This window comes from Paenibacillus sp. 01T47 (genome assembly GCF_056398245.1).
This window is the reverse complement of sequence record NZ_JBFTPA010000004.1, coordinates 445,209-461,428: the sequence shown is the minus strand read 5'-3', so window position 1 is coordinate 461,428 and position 16,220 is coordinate 445,209. Positions and strand designations below refer to the sequence as shown.

At 47.0% G+C, this 16,220-nt stretch carries 23 protein-coding genes; 6 read left to right on the top strand and 17 right to left on the bottom strand.

Annotated features, from left to right (window positions below; genetic code table 11):
• A partial coding sequence (locus AC1DOV_RS11965) for an IS3 family transposase (protein ID WP_477550041.1) occupies positions 1 to 186 on the top strand: 186 nt, incomplete at its 5' end.
• A gap of 104 nt (positions 187 to 290) precedes the next feature.
• On the opposite strand, the gene AC1DOV_RS11960 is transcribed toward AC1DOV_RS11965, so the two are convergent.
• The 8 genes from AC1DOV_RS11960 to racE all read right to left on the bottom strand — a co-directional run bounded on the left by AC1DOV_RS11960 (position 291) and on the right by racE (position 5,546).
• The gene (locus AC1DOV_RS11960) at positions 291 to 1,733 is read right to left on the bottom strand and encodes a PDZ domain-containing protein (protein ID WP_477550040.1); all 1,443 of its coding nucleotides are present in this window, start codon (positions 1,731 to 1,733) and stop codon (positions 291 to 293) included.
• 86 nt (positions 1,734 to 1,819) lie between these two features.
• Positions 1,820 to 2,119 carry a hypothetical protein gene (locus AC1DOV_RS11955; protein ID WP_076266793.1) on the bottom strand — a complete coding sequence of 100 codons (300 nt, stop codon included), beginning with the start codon at positions 2,117 to 2,119 and terminating at the stop codon, positions 1,820 to 1,822.
• Complete coding sequence (locus AC1DOV_RS11950; RefSeq protein WP_477550039.1) at positions 2,082 to 2,696, bottom strand: DUF3990 domain-containing protein; 615 nt, start codon at positions 2,694 to 2,696, stop codon at positions 2,082 to 2,084. Before AC1DOV_RS11950 ends, AC1DOV_RS11955 begins: the two co-directional genes overlap by 38 nt.
• 110 nt (positions 2,697 to 2,806) lie before the next feature.
• Positions 2,807 to 3,031: a YuzB family protein gene (locus tag AC1DOV_RS11945; RefSeq protein WP_076266791.1), complete on the bottom strand. Its 225-nt coding sequence runs from the start codon at positions 3,029 to 3,031 to the stop codon at positions 2,807 to 2,809.
• Between the two features lie 37 nt (positions 3,032 to 3,068).
• Complete coding sequence (locus tag AC1DOV_RS11940) at positions 3,069 to 3,371, bottom strand: iron-sulfur cluster assembly accessory protein (protein WP_339203589.1); 303 nt, start codon at positions 3,369 to 3,371, stop codon at positions 3,069 to 3,071.
• Between the two features lie 45 nt (positions 3,372 to 3,416).
• The gene (locus tag AC1DOV_RS11935) at positions 3,417 to 3,650 is read right to left on the bottom strand and encodes a hypothetical protein (RefSeq protein WP_076266789.1); all 234 of its coding nucleotides are present in this window, start codon (positions 3,648 to 3,650) and stop codon (positions 3,417 to 3,419) included.
• Positions 3,651 to 3,728: 78 nt separating this feature from the next.
• The gene (locus tag AC1DOV_RS11930; protein WP_339203591.1) at positions 3,729 to 4,634 is read right to left on the bottom strand and encodes a M14 family metallopeptidase; all 906 of its coding nucleotides are present in this window, start codon (positions 4,632 to 4,634) and stop codon (positions 3,729 to 3,731) included.
• 102 nt (positions 4,635 to 4,736) lie between these two features.
• A complete protein-coding gene (gene racE / locus AC1DOV_RS11925; protein WP_477550038.1) occupies positions 4,737 to 5,546 on the bottom strand; it encodes a glutamate racemase in 810 nt (269 codons plus the stop codon).
• A gap of 329 nt (positions 5,547 to 5,875) precedes the next feature.
• On the opposite strand from racE, the gene AC1DOV_RS11920 reads away from it, so the two are divergent.
• The 3 genes from AC1DOV_RS11920 (at position 5,876) to AC1DOV_RS11910 (ending at position 9,867) form a co-directional block, all read left to right on the top strand.
• Positions 5,876 to 6,682: an SDR family oxidoreductase gene (locus AC1DOV_RS11920; RefSeq protein WP_477511284.1), complete on the top strand. Its 807-nt coding sequence runs from the start codon at positions 5,876 to 5,878 to the stop codon at positions 6,680 to 6,682.
• A gap of 48 nt (positions 6,683 to 6,730) precedes the next feature.
• Positions 6,731 to 8,476 carry an alpha-glycosidase gene (locus AC1DOV_RS11915; RefSeq protein WP_477550037.1) on the top strand — a complete coding sequence of 582 codons (1,746 nt, stop codon included), beginning with the start codon at positions 6,731 to 6,733 and terminating at the stop codon, positions 8,474 to 8,476.
• Positions 8,477 to 8,646: 170 nt separating this feature from the next.
• Entirely contained in the window at positions 8,647 to 9,867 is a 1,221-nt protein-coding gene (locus tag AC1DOV_RS11910) for a sugar phosphate nucleotidyltransferase (protein ID WP_477550036.1), read from the top strand.
• Positions 9,868 to 10,001: 134 nt separating this feature from the next.
• On the opposite strand, the gene AC1DOV_RS11905 is transcribed toward AC1DOV_RS11910, so the two are convergent.
• The 5 genes from AC1DOV_RS11905 to AC1DOV_RS11885 all read right to left on the bottom strand — a co-directional run bounded on the left by AC1DOV_RS11905 (position 10,002) and on the right by AC1DOV_RS11885 (position 12,829).
• Positions 10,002 to 10,418, bottom strand: a complete 417-nt coding sequence (locus AC1DOV_RS11905) for a YtxH domain-containing protein (protein WP_441880991.1) — start codon at positions 10,416 to 10,418, stop codon at positions 10,002 to 10,004.
• Between the two features lie 51 nt (positions 10,419 to 10,469).
• Positions 10,470 to 10,946 carry a DUF948 domain-containing protein gene (locus tag AC1DOV_RS11900; RefSeq protein ID WP_441913066.1) on the bottom strand — a complete coding sequence of 159 codons (477 nt, stop codon included), beginning with the start codon at positions 10,944 to 10,946 and terminating at the stop codon, positions 10,470 to 10,472.
• A gap of 216 nt (positions 10,947 to 11,162) precedes the next feature.
• A complete protein-coding gene (locus AC1DOV_RS11895; protein WP_339209688.1) occupies positions 11,163 to 11,819 on the bottom strand; it encodes a helix-turn-helix transcriptional regulator in 657 nt (218 codons plus the stop codon).
• A 150-nt stretch (positions 11,820 to 11,969) separates the two neighbouring features.
• On the bottom strand, positions 11,970 to 12,389 hold the full coding sequence (locus AC1DOV_RS11890) for a DUF86 domain-containing protein (protein WP_441881081.1): 420 nt from the start codon (positions 12,387 to 12,389) through the stop codon (positions 11,970 to 11,972).
• A gap of 152 nt (positions 12,390 to 12,541) precedes the next feature.
• Positions 12,542 to 12,829, bottom strand: coding sequence for a Dabb family protein (locus tag AC1DOV_RS11885; protein ID WP_076266783.1), 288 nt, complete (start codon positions 12,827 to 12,829; stop codon positions 12,542 to 12,544).
• A 110-nt stretch (positions 12,830 to 12,939) separates the two neighbouring features.
• On the opposite strand from AC1DOV_RS11885, the gene AC1DOV_RS11880 reads away from it, so the two are divergent.
• On the top strand, positions 12,940 to 13,206 hold the full coding sequence (locus AC1DOV_RS11880) for a hypothetical protein (RefSeq protein ID WP_076266782.1): 267 nt from the start codon (positions 12,940 to 12,942) through the stop codon (positions 13,204 to 13,206).
• Between the two features lie 69 nt (positions 13,207 to 13,275).
• On the opposite strand, the gene AC1DOV_RS11875 is transcribed toward AC1DOV_RS11880, so the two are convergent.
• The 4 genes from AC1DOV_RS11875 to AC1DOV_RS11860 form a co-directional block, all read right to left on the bottom strand.
• A complete protein-coding gene (locus AC1DOV_RS11875) occupies positions 13,276 to 13,665 on the bottom strand; it encodes a cupredoxin domain-containing protein (RefSeq protein ID WP_441880990.1) in 390 nt (129 codons plus the stop codon).
• 135 nt (positions 13,666 to 13,800) lie between these two features.
• Positions 13,801 to 14,202: a YhjD family protein gene (locus tag AC1DOV_RS11870; RefSeq protein WP_083681694.1), complete on the bottom strand. Its 402-nt coding sequence runs from the start codon at positions 14,200 to 14,202 to the stop codon at positions 13,801 to 13,803.
• 245 nt (positions 14,203 to 14,447) lie between these two features.
• A complete protein-coding gene (locus AC1DOV_RS11865) occupies positions 14,448 to 14,684 on the bottom strand; it encodes a hypothetical protein (protein WP_477550035.1) in 237 nt (78 codons plus the stop codon).
• Positions 14,685 to 14,800: 116 nt separating this feature from the next.
• Positions 14,801 to 15,376, bottom strand: a complete 576-nt coding sequence (locus AC1DOV_RS11860; protein ID WP_477550034.1) for a GNAT family N-acetyltransferase — start codon at positions 15,374 to 15,376, stop codon at positions 14,801 to 14,803.
• Between the two features lie 129 nt (positions 15,377 to 15,505).
• Between AC1DOV_RS11860 and AC1DOV_RS11855 the strand changes: the two genes are divergently transcribed.
• Complete coding sequence (locus tag AC1DOV_RS11855; protein WP_477550033.1) at positions 15,506 to 16,177, top strand: class I SAM-dependent methyltransferase; 672 nt, start codon at positions 15,506 to 15,508, stop codon at positions 16,175 to 16,177.
• Positions 16,178 to 16,220: the final 43 nt, after the last annotated feature.

The window sequence follows — 16,220 nt, the reverse complement described above, 5'->3', positions numbered from 1 at the left end:
AATGCCTCTATGGAGAGCTTTTTTTCGCATTTAAAAGCGGAAGCACTCTATCCTTATCATATCCGAAGTTTAGAAGAGGCACAAAGGAGAATTGAAGAATATTTGCATTTCTATAATAACGAGCGACCGCAGAGAAAACTAAAAAAACTCACGCCTGTTGCTTACAGACGTCAGCTTTCTGCCTAGGTGTTTTTTGCAATGTCTACAAATAGGGGTCTTGACCAACATTCAATAGTGGATTTAAAGGTTCTTTTTTATATTCGGTATACCTAACATTCCTACACATTTAGCTACTTTTTATGCTCAGACAGCCAATTCAGCACATCGTCAATCGTGTTCACTGGCACAATATTGAGATCAGGCGCTCCGCTGCGAGCGTCTCCTTCCAGCTCTGCCGGCACAAAAAACACATCCGCATCCGTCCGGCTGATGGCATAAGCCTTTTGCTTGATGCCGCCAATTAATCCTATCGAGCCATCTGCTTCAATTGTACCTGTACCCGCCACCTGATTGCCATACGTAACGCCGCCTGGTGTCAGTTGATCAATAATAGCCAGCGTCAGCATCGCCCCATGAGATGGACCTCCAATATGCGCCATAAAGCGTTTGTAATCGATGTTAAGCGGGATATCGAGAAGCAGCTCTGTTTGCACCGAAATGCCGAACACTGCTCGCTCTGGCGAATCAGCTGAGGCCTTCGTCTTAACCTCCGTTTGTGTCTGAACCCCTGCTCTCCTTAGCGTAATCTGTACGGACTCGCCAGGCTTTACCGCTTTCTCCATGTAGTCGGTCATCTCGCCAATCGATTTGACCGCTTGCCCATTCATCGCATCAATAATATCGCCAGCTTGCAGCTTCTGCTCGGCTGGACTATCCTTTACGATGGCAATAATTCTAATCCCATCTGGCTTAATTCCGCCTCCAACGCCTGCTTTCTGCATGGCAACAGCTGCTGCAACACGATTGGCATCCGTTTTCATATGAACGACTTGCGTGTACGATTCCGTCAGCGGCGGTTCATTTTCTGGTATTTTCTCGAAGCTATACATCGGAAGCAGCTTGGCATACAACCAATCAGCCGGTACGGCCGGCCTCTCGAATACGAGTATGCCGTTTACCGTTCCTCCGCTGTTTTCGCTCTTCTCTACATGCGCATAACGATTCATATTGAGCGTCATCCCCGGGTATGTGACGCGATAGCCGGTAGGGCAGAGCAAAACCAATAGAAGCACTATCGTAATCGTTAGAGTGACCACCCCGCGCTTTGGCAGCCACAGAGGGCTTAGAAGCCTCTTGGGAGCGTTCGAACGATTCCCTCCTATATTCAATGCCCTCGCCGCTCGCGACCGCTCTAACGCTTCAGTAAGAAGCATATCTACAAACACTAGCGGTGCAGCAGCGCCGATAACCAGCAGCATCTGGAACAGCATCTCTGGCGCAAACAGCACATAACCTGCTCCGATTATGCCTAGTCCAGCGATTATAATGCGTACTAGCTGTAAAATAAGCGTCCAGCCTTTTCTTTTCCGCTGCTGCCAAACCCCGAGCAAGGCACCAGCCGCCCAGCTAATCGGTATAAGGGCTAATATATTGAACAACCAATCGATCATTTCTATCCACTGTATCCCGCCGGATGTCTTCAGCGGGGCCGGCAGCCAAATGAGCTCTGCTGCAGCCAAACAGACAAGCGCTAGGACTAGTCCAAATAGGTAATAACGTGCTGGCCTCAGCATTCTTTTCCCCCTAAGCTTTCTCAAACGAAGCATATGTATTTCTTTTAGGATAAACAAAGGACCCGGGCGATACACATCGCGGGGTCCTATTTCATTTGCAAATATTGCCGCTGTTCCGAATCAATGCCTCTGTCTCTCATTTCGCCTTTCTCCACGCTTTGGATACGTTCAAGCCACTGCGCTGGGGAATGGTTCATACGACGTGCACGATCGAGCAGTTGAGCATACTGGGCACAATTGTCATACCCGCTAAGCTTGCGGATAACCTGAATATATTCGACGACAAGCTCTCTCGCATCCGCTGCGGTATAGCCGTATTCGGCAGCTAAAGCCTCAGCAATTCCGCGTTCATATAAGCTTAACCTGACCTGTGTTTTCACTTTCATGATACATCCACCTGCTTCCCGAATAAATATGGTAGCCGACTAGTTTCAAATGAGTTTCCCACCGTTCGGAGCAAAAAACGACCTGATTGCCGAGCCGCAGCGAATCGAGCTTCCTGCCTTTGCGCGACACTGTGATTTGCTCATAAAACCATTGCTCATCTTTCTTTAATTGTACTGCTTTATGTACGATTTTTCCAGTGTCATTGTCCGCCATAGGACCGATGATGATATCTGGATGCGCATCACAGGGATCAGTACCTTTGACCGCTGCCTTGCGGTGAGCAAGAATGAAGGACGCCCATGCTGGTGAATCGGATAAAAACAAGAGAGGCTCGACCTGCTCCGGTACCGAGTTCAGCTCTACGACAAGCACACATGGACGACCGCCGTCCCATGACTCCTTTGCTGCCTTATGCGACCATTTGCGTGCTTGCTCAGCCGATATTGTCGTATAAAATCCTTCTCCAAAATCTTTCCCCGGCCGCCAATAGGGTGAATTCAACAGCTTCTGCCCAAATGATTGCACAGTATCGCTTGTGGTTCCATGATATAAAAGCTGAGGCGTCGTTATGTCCACGCTCGCACTCCTTTCGTTTGGCTCCTCGTATGAAAATACAAAGACCCTACGAAATCAAACTGTCGCAGGGTCTTGTCGTGTATGACGTTCTATAATATTAATATTGTTATTTATTTCTTGATGTAAGGAATGATCTTCTCGATGACCTCATCCTCTGAAGGCGCCTTAATGTACCGTCCATTAACAAAAATAAATGCATAGCGGGCACATGGCCCGCAGTACGACTTGCAGCCTACACGAACCTCTGTGTCCGGCGCCAGCTTCTGCAGCTTGGGCAAAATCGATTTGATCTTCGTATGCTTGCATTTGTCGCAAACCATTATATCGTTAGCCATTATTCATCGTCCTGTCTCAACCGAATACGGAAAAATGCTAGTGATCACCGTGGTTGCCCTTGGTTGGATTCGTAACGGCAAAACCTTCTTCAGGCACATAGAAATAATCGATGCGAACGCCGTCCAGAAAAGCATTGTCTTTCTCCAAAATAACATCGATCCCTTTGTCAGTGGATACAACAATATCCTTCTCAGTCGGCTCGTCGATTCCCATACCGTAATGAGCATGGTCGCCGTGCGAATGAGTGACATAAATACGCAGCTTTTTACCTTCGTTTTCAGGCTTGTCCAGCTCTACTTGTAGAACTTTAGCAGCATTTTTTGAAATTTTGCAGTTCATAAATTATCCAGCTCCTCTTATCGTTAGGCCTTTCGGCAATCGTTATTATTTTATATTATACTTGCTCTCCATTCTACGGGCAAACCATTCGGCAAGCACCATCGTAACCGCGATGTCGTCAATCGGCATGAACGGCATGACGTCCGGCAAAACCCAGTAAAGAAAAACAGGCACGGAAAAAATCAGCTTGTCCAGCAGTGAAACATCCTTTGATCGAAGCAGCTGAAAAATACGGACAAACGTACGCTGCCAATGGCGCAGCGACAGCAACTTACGCATGAAATCCCACCTTTGCTGACCTTTTCCGATTAGTATAGCATAAGCATGGCGTAATTAACTACTAGAGGCCAGCGGCCGCTAAAGGCGAAGCGCCTCTAGCAGCAGCGGCTGCAGCTCCACATAAATTTGATCAAAATTACTCATCGGCAGCGGATTTTCGCCATAACCCGCTTCCACTGTAAAGCCAGGTCTGCGGAACTGATGAATGAACCAGTCCTTATATCCCGCATCGCTGCCAGTCAGCTTTACCGCTTCATATCCACTTGCCTGAGCGAGCCGTTTGGCAAGCTGCTCTGCATTTGCAGGCTCATAATCACGATAATTCCAATAGATTTCCCGCCCCTGCGTATGAAGAGCAAGAACCGCATCGAAACCGATTCTACTCGTAAATTGAGCCATGGCATTCGCCTCCGGCTCACTTAGCGGATACGGTCCTGGATAGTCGCGTGGTCCAGGTCCCTCTACCCCTCTGCGCTTGCACTCCTCTTCCCAAAACGCAGGGAATTGATCATTTAAGTCAACACCTCTAATGTTGGCCTTCCAGTTGCTGAACTGATCGGAGCCGCCATTCCACTCCATTAGCTGCTGATAATAAGGATGCCTCGGCAATGCTCCGTATTGTGCGAGCTCTACACCATCTGGGTTTACCATCGGGACAGCCCATAAAGTCACGTCTTTGCACAAATCGGCCACTTGCTGTCCACCCATTCGCTCCCCGCTGCAATAAGCTGCCGACAAATCAGCAACGAAGCGCATCAGCAGTGCAGAGGTAATCCATTCATTTGCATGAAAAGAGCCGTTCATATGAATTTGACGCGGGCCGTTGCCGCAGCGGAGCGCCAATAACGGCTTGCCCATTACGCTCTCCCCAATAATATGTGCCGATAAAAACGAGTATCTGCCTGATAGCTGCCGAACACCCTCCACTAAATCAAGATAGCCATACGTTTGTAAGGAGTATATAACCATCGCCCCCAGCTGCATAAATTTGCTCCTATCATGCTATGCAAGGTCTTACTTGTCCTATGTAGCAATCAACAAAAAGAAGCCTTGCTATGTTTAAGCCCGGCTTCAGTTTCTTATCATTTAAATGATATTGGGTATTTGCCAAACTACAGGCGTCAGTTCAATCTGCTTCCCAAGCCACTGCTGAGTAATGGATTGAAACATCCGCGGATCTCCGCTGCAAAAAAATTGATGCACCGGTTCCCTCTCCTCGCTCGCAAGCTGGTCATTGTTTTCCAAAATACTCCTGATCTCGCGTGTCGTCTCGTCCGCTGAGCTGATGAGCTTCACGCTCTGGCCCATCACCTCGGATATGGTTTCTGCTAGAAAAGGATAATGCGTGCAGCCAAGTATTAACGTATCCATTGGAAAAAGCCGCAAATGCCCAATGGAGCTCTGCACCGTTTCGTACGTTTCAAAGGAACGAAAATTCCCCTTTTCCACTAGCGGCACAAATCTCGGGCACGCTTCGCTTATCACTTGCACCTTCGGCGACAACGTCTTTAAAGCTTGCTCATAAGCACCGCTTTTGATCGTTCCCTCTGTGCCGATGACACCAACATAACCCGTAGCTGTAAGGCCTATAGCTGCTCTTGCACCAGGATCAATGACGCCAACAACCGGGATCGCGACTCTTGAGCGAATGTCTTCAAGTCCGGCCGCTGTTGCTGTGTTACATGCTATAACAATCATTTTCGGATTAAACTGAATTAAGTAATCGACGATTTCCCTCGTAAAACGAACAATCTCTTCTGAAGAACGCGGTCCATAAGGCGTTCGAGCCGTGTCTCCAAAGTAAAGGATTTTTTCTCGCGGCAGTTGGCGCATAACTTCCTTGGCAACGGTGAGGCCGCCAACGCCTGAGTCCAGTATTGCAATCGGTTGCTGCACAAACACACCGCTTTCCTAAACATAATGTGATGAATAGAGACAAAATAGCATATGAATACAGGCACAAAAACGTACCAGTATCTTATCGACATTTCGGACAAGCGGTCTGAAATTTCAAATTGAAAGCTCAATGTAAATGACAAAGGACCGTCAATGACTACGTTAGGTAGCATTGACAGTCCTTTTTTGGTTAATCCAGCAATAATGCAGAGGAATAAATGGGGTGCAGCCTTTTGCATTCGGTTTAGATCATCTCGGATCGGGTACATACGTGTAGAAACAATGTGGAGCATTGCATTTGGATTGAAAACAAAAAGGAGGGCGTTCAGATGACAAAAGTGAAATATCCGATCGGCCGTTTACAAGAAAAGGTCGCTCTCATTACCGGGGCAGGCTCTGGTATTGGCAGGGCAGCAGCTTTGAAATTCGCGAAGGAAGGCGCCAATTTGGTTCTGCTTGATGTTAAAGAATCCGCCATGGAGCAGGTATGCCGCAGTGTTCGAGAATACAATGTCGACTGCCTGCCTATTGAAACTGATATTTCCAATGAAGCTCAGCTTGCAGACGCCTATCGACAAGCACGCGAGCATTATGGACACCTAGACATTGTATTTGCCAATGCAGGTATTAACGGTGTATTAACACCGATTGAACTGATGGATATCGAAGACTGGAATACGACGCTTCAAGTTAATCTCACCGGCACATTCCTGACTGTAAAACACGCTATTCCATTGTTAAAGGATAAAGGCGGAAGCATTATTATCACCAGCTCCATAAATGGTAATCGGGTGTTCTCGAATATCGGTTTCAGCGCCTACAGCAGCACGAAGGCTGGACAGGTCGCTTTTGCCAAGATGGCTGCTTTGGAGCTTGCCCAGTACAAAATTCGCGTGAATGCCATCTGCCCCGGAGCTATTGAGACGAATATCGAGCAAAATACAGAGCGTACGCCAGAGCTCGAGAGTGTGTCGATTCCCGTTGAATATCCAGATGGCAGCCAGCCGCTGGAAGATGGGCCTGGCAGCGCAGCTCAAGTGGCCAAGCTTGCATTATTCCTCGCATCTGATGATTCGGACCATGTCTCAGGTACCACTGTTTACATAGACGGAGCAGAATCCTTGCTGCGCGGATAGCAATTATTAAGAATAGATAGAAGACCATATGATAAGGGGCGAACGCCATTGTTTAAAGAATGTTTACATCATTCATCGGATCTGAAATGGGCATATGCATACGATCGTGATACTTTCCATCTTAGACTTCGCACCAAAAGAAATGACGTTGAAGAGGCTGTTGCGGTAACAGGAGATAAATACGATTGGGATCAGCATCATCATGATGTTCCGATGGAAAAAATAGCTGCCGATTCCCTCTTTGATTATTGGGAAGCTGCCATCAAGCCGGAGTTTCGGCGTTTTTCGTACGGCTTTCGTGTACGCAGCGGCGAAGAAACGTTATGGCTCATCGAGAATGGCATCTTTGAGGAGCAGCCCACCCCAGCTGGCGGATATTTTGAAATTCCTTTTATTCATACGGTCGATTTGTTTGATGCGCCTGAATGGGCAAAGGAAGCTGTTTTCTATCAAATTATGCCCGACCGCTTCGCAAATGGCGATACGGTCAACGACCCCGACCACATACAGCCCTGGGGTGAAGCGCCGAGCGGCGAAAGCCACTTTGGCGGCGATCTGCAAGGCATAATGGATAATCTCAAGCATCTGACGGACCTCGGAGTTACGGCGATTTATTTGACGCCTTTATTTACAGCACCGTCAAATCACAAATATGATACGGTCGATTATATGCAAATCGATCCGCAGTTCGGAGATGCCGAGCAGCTTAAGAAGCTGGTTAGCACTTGTCATGATCTAAATATCCGAGTTGTCTTGGATGCTGTCTTTAATCATACGAGCGAGCAGTTTCCACCTTTCCAAGACGTGCTGGCAAATGGAGAAAATTCGAAGTACAAGGATTGGTTTCATCTGAATGGCTTCCCTGTAGAGGTCAAAGACGGTGCAGCAAATTATGCTACGTTTGGATTTTATGGCAATATGCCGAAGCTGAATACCGCAAACCCAGAAGTAAAACAATTTTTGCTTGATGTTGCTGTGCACTGGATTAAGGAAGCAGATATCGACGGATGGCGGCTCGATGTTGCCAACGAAATTGATCATGCTTTCTGGCGGGATTTCCGTCATGCCGTTAAGGCTGAAAAGCCGGATGCTTTTATTATCGGCGAGGTATGGAGCAATGCGCTTAACTGGCTGCACGGCGATCAGTTTGACTCTTCGATGAATTACCCATTTGCGCAGCACATCTTGGATTTTTTTGCTTCCTCCGAAGGAAAAGCATCGGATTTCGCCGATCAAATCAACCGTTTACTTATGCGATATCCTCAGCAAACGAATGAGGCGATGTTCAACCTCCTATCCAGTCATGACACACCTCGTGCGTCAACTCGTTTAAATGAAGACAAGCAGCGTTTAAAGCAAGCCGTTGTATTCATGATGACTTCTATGGGTATCCCTTGCATCTATTATGGCGACGAGATTGGAATGGATGGCGGCGATGATCCGGACTGCCGCAAATGCATGGAATGGGATGCGGACAAACAGGACCGCGAGCTGTTTGATTTCTATCAGCTCCTCATTGCCCTACGCAAGCAGCATACCGTCCTTCGTGATGGACGATTCCGCTTCTTATTTGCAGATAACGAACGTGGCGCCTTCATTTATGAACGCTTAAACGCCAATCAACATTTCACCATCTGGATTAACCATACCGAAGAAACCATTAAGCTTACGCATCCAATGGAGGCGGACGACTGGAAAGATGCGCTCTCGAATGAAGAAGTAACCACATTCGAAGAGCAGCTTCAGCTTGAGCTCAGTCCGCATGACTTCCGAATTTTGTATAGAAATATCTAATCATTTGAGGGCTTTTGCACCGTCTTTCTGGCGGAGCAAGAGCCCTTTTCACTTATCTATTTCCCCCTTTTTTTCTCCGTATCGGTTTCAAAGTCACCATGAAAGGTTAATGACTCCATATAAGAAACAGAGCCAACACTACTACACTTACTGGTCAGGGGGAAATTGAATTGAAGAACCATACTGAATGTATTGCTATGCTGTTAGCCGGTGGAGAAGGGCGGCGCCTAGCCCCGCTCACAAGTCAGTTTGCCAAACCTGTCGTACCTTTTGGCGATCGCTTCCGAATGATTGATTTTCCACTTAACAATTGTGCAAACTCAAATATTACTACGATTGGCGTGCTTACGCAGTACTGCGCCGAAAGCGTTCATAAATATGTAAATCAATCCACGAACGGCTATCAAACGGATCAAGCGAATAGCGGAGTAGCCTTCCTCCCTTCTTCAAGCAAATGTTTAGAGGGCTATGCAGGAACGGCCGATGCTATTTATCAGAACATCGACTTTATCGATGAGAAAGCTCCTGAGCATGTACTAATCCTCTCGGGCGACCACATTTACGAAATGGACTACAAGCCTATGCTTGAATTTCACAAAAATCGCGGTGCAGCCGTTACGATCGCCGTTAAACAAGTTCCTTGGCGCGAGGCAAGCCGCTTCGGCATTTTAGAAACGGATGAACAATTTCGGATCAATTCCTTTCATGAGAAACCTTCGGATCCTAGCAGCAACTTAGCTTCCATGGGCATTTATTTATTCCGCTGGGCAGACTTGAAAAAAATACTCATAGAAGATGCTGCTTCAGAAGCGTCAACTCATGATTTTGGCAAAGATATTATTCCTGCTCTTCTTTCCTCCAAAACCAATATGATCGCTTATCCTTATAACGGCTACTGGCGGGATGTCGGCACAATCAACAGCCTATGGGAAGCCAACATGGATCTGCTGGATGGCGAGCTAAAGCTTGGCGCAGCCAAGTGGACAGCTCAATCCGGAACAAACCAGTCTAGCGAAAAGCCTTACTTAAGCCCCGAAGCATCAATTACCGACTCCATCCTCCACCCCGCTTGCGCTGTGGAAGCAGAAGTAACACGCTCCATCATTTGCTCAGGCGTTACGATAGGCGTAAACAGCGAAATTTATGAGAGCATCATCATGCCGGGAGCCAGAATTGGAAGAAATGTTACGCTCCATCGCGCCATTATCGGTGAAGGTGCTATCATTCATGACGGCGCGTTCGTCGGTCGATTAGATGATGAAATTTCTGTAGTAGGGCCAGGTGAAGCCATTACCGCAACTTCACCATCGATGAACGACTACAATATGGAGCCGCTCGCAAGCTTGCTTCGTCCCGTATCCAATTACGTTCACAACCATATTGTTGGCTAACCCCTATCCATACTCGTGAATAAAAAAACAAACGGCAGGAGACTTCGCTCCCTGCCGTTTGCCTTTTTGTATTATACGAGTGAACCATTTTACCCATTGTCTAATTTACGTATGTTGCATCTACCGCTAAGTCTCTATTGTTCCTTTGCTGTAGCAGCTTCTGTTTCTCCGGCTTCTACTGCTTCAATTGCGCTTGCTGCTTGCTCATTGCCCTCTTCTGTAAATGCAATATCGCCACTAACCGCTTCTGTTTCTTCTGTACCCTTGTTGCGGCCTCTTACCGTGCTTACAACGCTGCTTGCCGCTTGTTTCGTACGATCGGCAATTTGAATCGCTTGGCCGCTGATCTGTTTAGCAATACGGCCCGTCGTATCGCCTACTTGACCTGCAACTCTAACCGTCGTTTCTCCAACCTTCTGCGCGCCTGTTGAAATATCCTGACGCAATTCCTTGCCCGGCTTCGGTGCTAGCAACAATGCAGCAATCGAGCCTACAACACCTCCAGCTAATGCGCCGAGAAAAAATCCTTTTGTTTGTTTACGTGTTGTCATTGTTTTTGCTCCTTTCGTGTTTAGCGTGCTCTTCGACCTTAGCACCTTGACTTAAGATTCCGATTCGAATACAGGTCCATGCTCATCTTCGGCAGTCGTTGCTGCCTTTCGGCTAGTTTGCCACAGCTGCCATGCCGCCATCCCTAGCTCTGCCCATTCAAGCGCCTCACCGACTTGCCGCTTCGTCTCGTGCCGCTTCGCATGCTGCTCAGCCGACTCCGATAATATAGACGTTACCCGCTCAACCGTCGATGTCGTGTGGGCAATTGCTCCGCCGACCTGCCCTGCCGCTTCAAATAGCTTGCTCATGGCTTGCAGCTGACGGTGTACCGCGCGAATCGCTTCCTCGGTCGGCTGCACAAGCCCGCTAATCTCAGCGGATAACTTACTGAGGTCCTGCCTCATAACCTCCGCTTCAGCCTGCACTTGCTTCACTCTGCTTAGCGCCGACCGCAAGGCAATGAGTATACCGCCAACTAGAATGACAAATGCTCCAGCAACTACCGCTGCGCTCCACATCATGACCATGCCTGCATCCCTCCTCCTCTATCAATTGCAGGATCATACGTATATGCTCCTAGACGAATGCCCACTTGCGTAATGACAGTATAAGCAGCATGGGCTTGTCATGACACAACCGAAATAAAAATGATAAAGCATCACTGCTTTCTCCACATTGGCAATAAAAAAAGGCTGCCTCAGCAAATCTTCTCCGATTTGCAAAGACAACCTCTATTTATTTCATCAACCGATATGGTAGCTGCACTTGCCGCCGCCCTTCGCCAAACATTCCGTTCGTTCAACAGGCACGTCAAGCAGCGATTTAAACAAGGAGAGCTCACATTTGCAAGCTTGCAAATATTTGCCGGCTACTTGAGCAATCGGACAATTATACTCATACAACATATAGCTGCCATCGCTTTGTGGTTCCACTTCAGCCATATACCCTCCAGCGTTCTGAATCGCTGCGAGCTCACTCACCTTTTGCTCCAAGCTCTTGCCCGCCATCCGCGGCTCATAACGCTCGAGCAGCTTGTTCTTGCGTCCATCAAACATCCGGTCAATAAGCGCTGCGGTATCCGGGTCATCAGCGAGCTCGCCCAGCAAGTCGAGTGCGAGCATATGATAATTTTTTGGGAAAAGCTCATCCGCCTCAGCTGTCAGCTCATACGCATGGAGCGGTCTGCCCATGGCTTGCCGCACCGATACGATATTCACGCTGCCTTCGCTCTCTAGTGCATACATATGCCGCCTGATTGCCATTTCCGTTAGTCCGAGCTCGCTTGACAAGGAACCAGCATTCAATCTGCCACCTGTTTTCAGCAGCATCAATATGCGCTCTCGCGTGGAATGATCGCCGCGCGAAGCTGCCGTTATATCTGATGCACTTGCCGTTTTCATCCGCTTCAACCCTTCACCACCTTTGCAGGCTTGATAGCGTCATTGTAACGTATTTTTAGTTTTTCGTAAATCAAGCGTAAAACAATCATAAAGTCATAATCTATGCTTGCTCTGCAATCGTAATGGTTTACATGCAAATAGCAAAAACGCCTACAGCTCGCGTTCTAAATAATCATCAATCGATTGCTTAAAGGCAGGCAGCAGAGTAGTAAGCGTCTTCGTAAGCGGATGAAGCTCAGTTCTCGGCCAAACATAATAGTCCTGCACTAACGGCTTCCGAAGCTTCACCAGCTCCGTCAGCGTCGCCTGCATTTCAAGCGGAAACGCGCCTGCCTCGCCAGTAATATCGATGATGTCCTCATAGCTGCTCGCATCCCGCAAAATAAACCCGTCGATCAAGAAGCTGCCAACATCTGTTACGGTTTCAATAGCCAGATGCAGCGCTCTTTCCTGCGCCAGCCCCTCCAGCACCGTTCCCTGCCAATTAGCGGCAAGCGAGTCCAGCGCCGAAGCAATTTCAGTAATCGAATTCAACCTTACCGCTATTTGTTCACGATTCACATAATACATCAATCACTCGCCCGCTTTCAGCCTTGCTTCTTTTTTTTCCCTTTGCGTTTCAGCCACGCCACCATAATAATGCTGCTAAATATGATAACAAGCAAATAAGTAAATATTTCGTATACATCCCTCATGTCGCTCATAACTGCTCAACCTGCCTCTCAGCTTTCAAAATCAACGCTGACGGAAGCTTCACGAACTTGCATCATGTGTTCAATAACTTTTTTATGTACAGGATGCACTTGATACACTTCTAGCGCTTCCAAAGATTCGAACTTCGTAATAAGAGCGATATCGTAAGAACGCTCCGAATGCACAACATCCACGCCAACCTCAATCGACTTTAATACTTCGATTTGCCCTTCCATATCCCTAAGCACTTGTGCGGTACGCGCTACGCTCTCTGCGCTGCCATCTTTTAATTTAAAAAATACGATATGAGTAAGCATTATTTAGTTCCTCCTCTAATATTGACGCATAACTTTTGTCTATTTGTCACATAATAACCTATGCAGTCGCATTACGGCAATCTTTAACACGAAGGGGCTCGGTGTACGTTATGCGCTATCCGGTTACAATTGTTGCAACAATCATTGGACTAGCTATCTGCTTGTTCAACTCCACGGGTTACGACCCGCACAATCTTGTTTTCTTCATGTTTAGCATTCCCGCATGGGTCGTTGATTTATTTGTTGACGTGCACGAGGTTAACGTCTTGCTCATGTATGTGCTTACTGTTGCTACATGGGCGCTGCTTGGCTTTCTCGCCGACGTGCTTATCGTACGCAGTCGTGATAAAGAGCATCATCCTCGTTCAGCACGATAGCTTTATTTTAGGCAAAAAGGAGCCTTTCGGCTCCTTTCTCATTTCTACAGAACATGAATCAATTACGCACTAGGCTGCTTCAACCACTAAAGTCGATTCCATCGTTGTATGTCCTTGACCGCATGGAATGGAACAATAGATTCTGTAAGTACCTGGCTCTTTAAATTCCAAATCTGTTTCCGGGTGATCGTTATCCAAAGCTACTTGAAGCTCGTCAATATGCATCCCGTGGATACCGCTTTTGTTGGAAAGTTTTAGTCTAACTTTGTCTCCAACTTTAACTTTGTACTCTTTTTGATCAAATACAAAATCGTTGGACGCTACAACCTTCAATAAAGTCATGCCCTCTGGCAACGAGGCAGACTCATCAACCGGCTTAGCTGGCAGTGCGAATGTGAGCAAATATAAGCCCAGCAAAGACGCCGCTGCGAATACAGTAAACATAATCCACTTATGCATTGCTATGTGCTCCCCTTTGCGATCATAATGTCTACCTCTTATATTACATAAGATCGTCCGAAGTTCTCAACCTTAAACTACGGAAAGCTGAAAAGTTTTTTTGTTATTTTGACAAAACCATGAACAATTACAAAATTAGCTGGACAAATACTGTTTTAACACCCGTTCAGACTCCGCTTTTACAAAGCCCCACAGCATAAAAAAACGATGATGGTACCCTCTGCACACATATTCGGCATGCAAACCATCGGCTTCGCGCTTCTCCTCATACACCTTTATTCCTGTTTCGCGGAATTTCCTTCTAATTCCAGCGAGGTCAAGCAGCACCCGATCCTGCATGCCGCGCATCATCGATTCATAAAACCGCGGCAGTTTAATGGCTGAAGTGCCGATCACACGTATATCATGATCCAAAATACGCATAACAATGCCAAGCAAAACGTACTGCTTCACCAGCACAAGCTCTTCCTCGGTCTGTATCGGTGGATTAGCTGCCATTCTGACTTTTCCGCGGGCTTCTTCCTCTTTAGCGGCCATTGCCACCCCTCCAAATAAGAACGTTTGTTCTTATTATAGCGAGGAGCGAGGATTTGATGCAAGTTAATTTACTATTACCCAAAAGTTAACTTTTAATCCTGCTTGGCACGACTGTTTGCGAGTCATTGATTCGTATCCGTTGCATGACATAGGCATAAATCAATTTTTACCAAACCCAATGTAATGCAACATGCTTTCATTATGTACGTCTTCATATTACCATAGTAAAATCACGAAATTCAAAGTCAACTAACCTGCTTCTCCCAAACCAAACAACCCCTATAAATACAAAAGGAACCATCGCTGTAATTCGCGTGATTCCTTCGGTGTTTCTTATTCAGCTTCGCCTGCTTCTCCTGCAAAGTAGATGTACGTTTGATCGTTGGATTGACGCCCAGCCAGCTGCCCCTCAGTGCATCCGGTGTCATGCGCCCTTGCTGCGCCAGCTTCTGCCTTGCTTTTCTCGCCTTGCTAATAGACATTAGTAATGCCTCCCAAAAAAAGTATTATAAAGCAGCACCGCCGAGCAAGCATACATTTAGCTTCCTGCGGCTCGCTACCTTCTATTATACGATGAAAACGTCCTTTGCGAAAGACGCTAACGTGCGTGCAATAATTCAAACTCCTTGCGCAGCATCGTAAATACAAGCAGCTCAATAAAATTCCCATCCTCAAACTCAAATTCCCTTGGCTGACTATCTTGTTTGAAACCGAGCTTACAGAGCAGGTTGATCGATGCAGTGTTTGACGGATCTACCTTTGCCTCGATGCAATGGAGCTTCATGCTGTTGAAGCCAAAAGCGATAATGGGAGCCGCTACCTCACTCATAATCCCTTTCCGCCAGTGGCTTGGAGATAGATCATAACCTAAATCCGTACGCGCATGCTCCTTCAAATAATGTAAAAACCCACAGGTGCCGATTACTTTACCCGAGCTCTTCTCTTCAATTATCCATCTGATGCCTATTTGTAGAGCATAAATCTCCAAATGCCAATTCATTTCCTGCCATGCCTCGTCTTCTGCCGAGAAAGGCAGCAGCGGTGTATATTTGACAACATCATCATTGGAATAGAGCTCAAACAATTCATGCACATCCCGCTGCTCTGTTTTTCGCAAAATAAAACGATCCGTCTCTATTCGCGGAAACGTCTGAAATGAGAATGACGCACCCATCCATTCAACCCCTTTTTCCATCATACAAACACATAAAATACATAATCTTTCCCTTGCATCATAAGCTTGTAAAATGAGCCTTGCATGTGAACTTGCCATATAATCACGTTTGCGGGAGGAAAATAACTCATGTTAAATCCAAATGAGCACAGCCGCGAAGAAGCACGCTTCTTCACATCGACTGATCCAAGGAGAGATACGCTTATCTATCCTTTGCCTGAAACCTGGTGGAGCCGTCCCTATGAGTATGAATGGTGCCGATCGCTCATTTCACCAAATGATATCGTACTGGATGCAGCCTGCGGCATTTCGCACCCATTAAAATTTTATTTGGGCGGCGTTTGCAAGGAAGTGCATGCTTGCGATTTCGATGCGCGCATTAGCTCGTGGGAGGCTATTTCTCAGGAAGTTATTCAGGACGTAGGACAGCCAGCTCTCCAGTTAATAACCAACCATCAGGGCTGGTCCAAGGTTCAATATGCTCAGGCAAGTATAACTGACCTGCCTTATGAGGATAATTATTTTGACATCATCTTCTGTATTTCTGTGCTTGAGCATCTAAGGCATGTAGATCAGGACCTCAGCTTAAAAGAATTCGCTAGAACAGTGAAACCAGGAGGCCGGATCGCGCTAACCTTCGATTATCCGACAGTTGACTTGCAGCAGCTCAAACGCGCCGCCGAATCTGCAGGACTCACATATGGCGGCGAATTTGAGGCGACGCCCAGCTCTACTGCCATTCACTCAAATATGTGGGGAACGTTATATTGCTTTAGAGTACTGTTAAACAAACCAGTATGATTTTCTATTTGGGATGAATGGCGTATGGAGCAGAGCAGCCTTA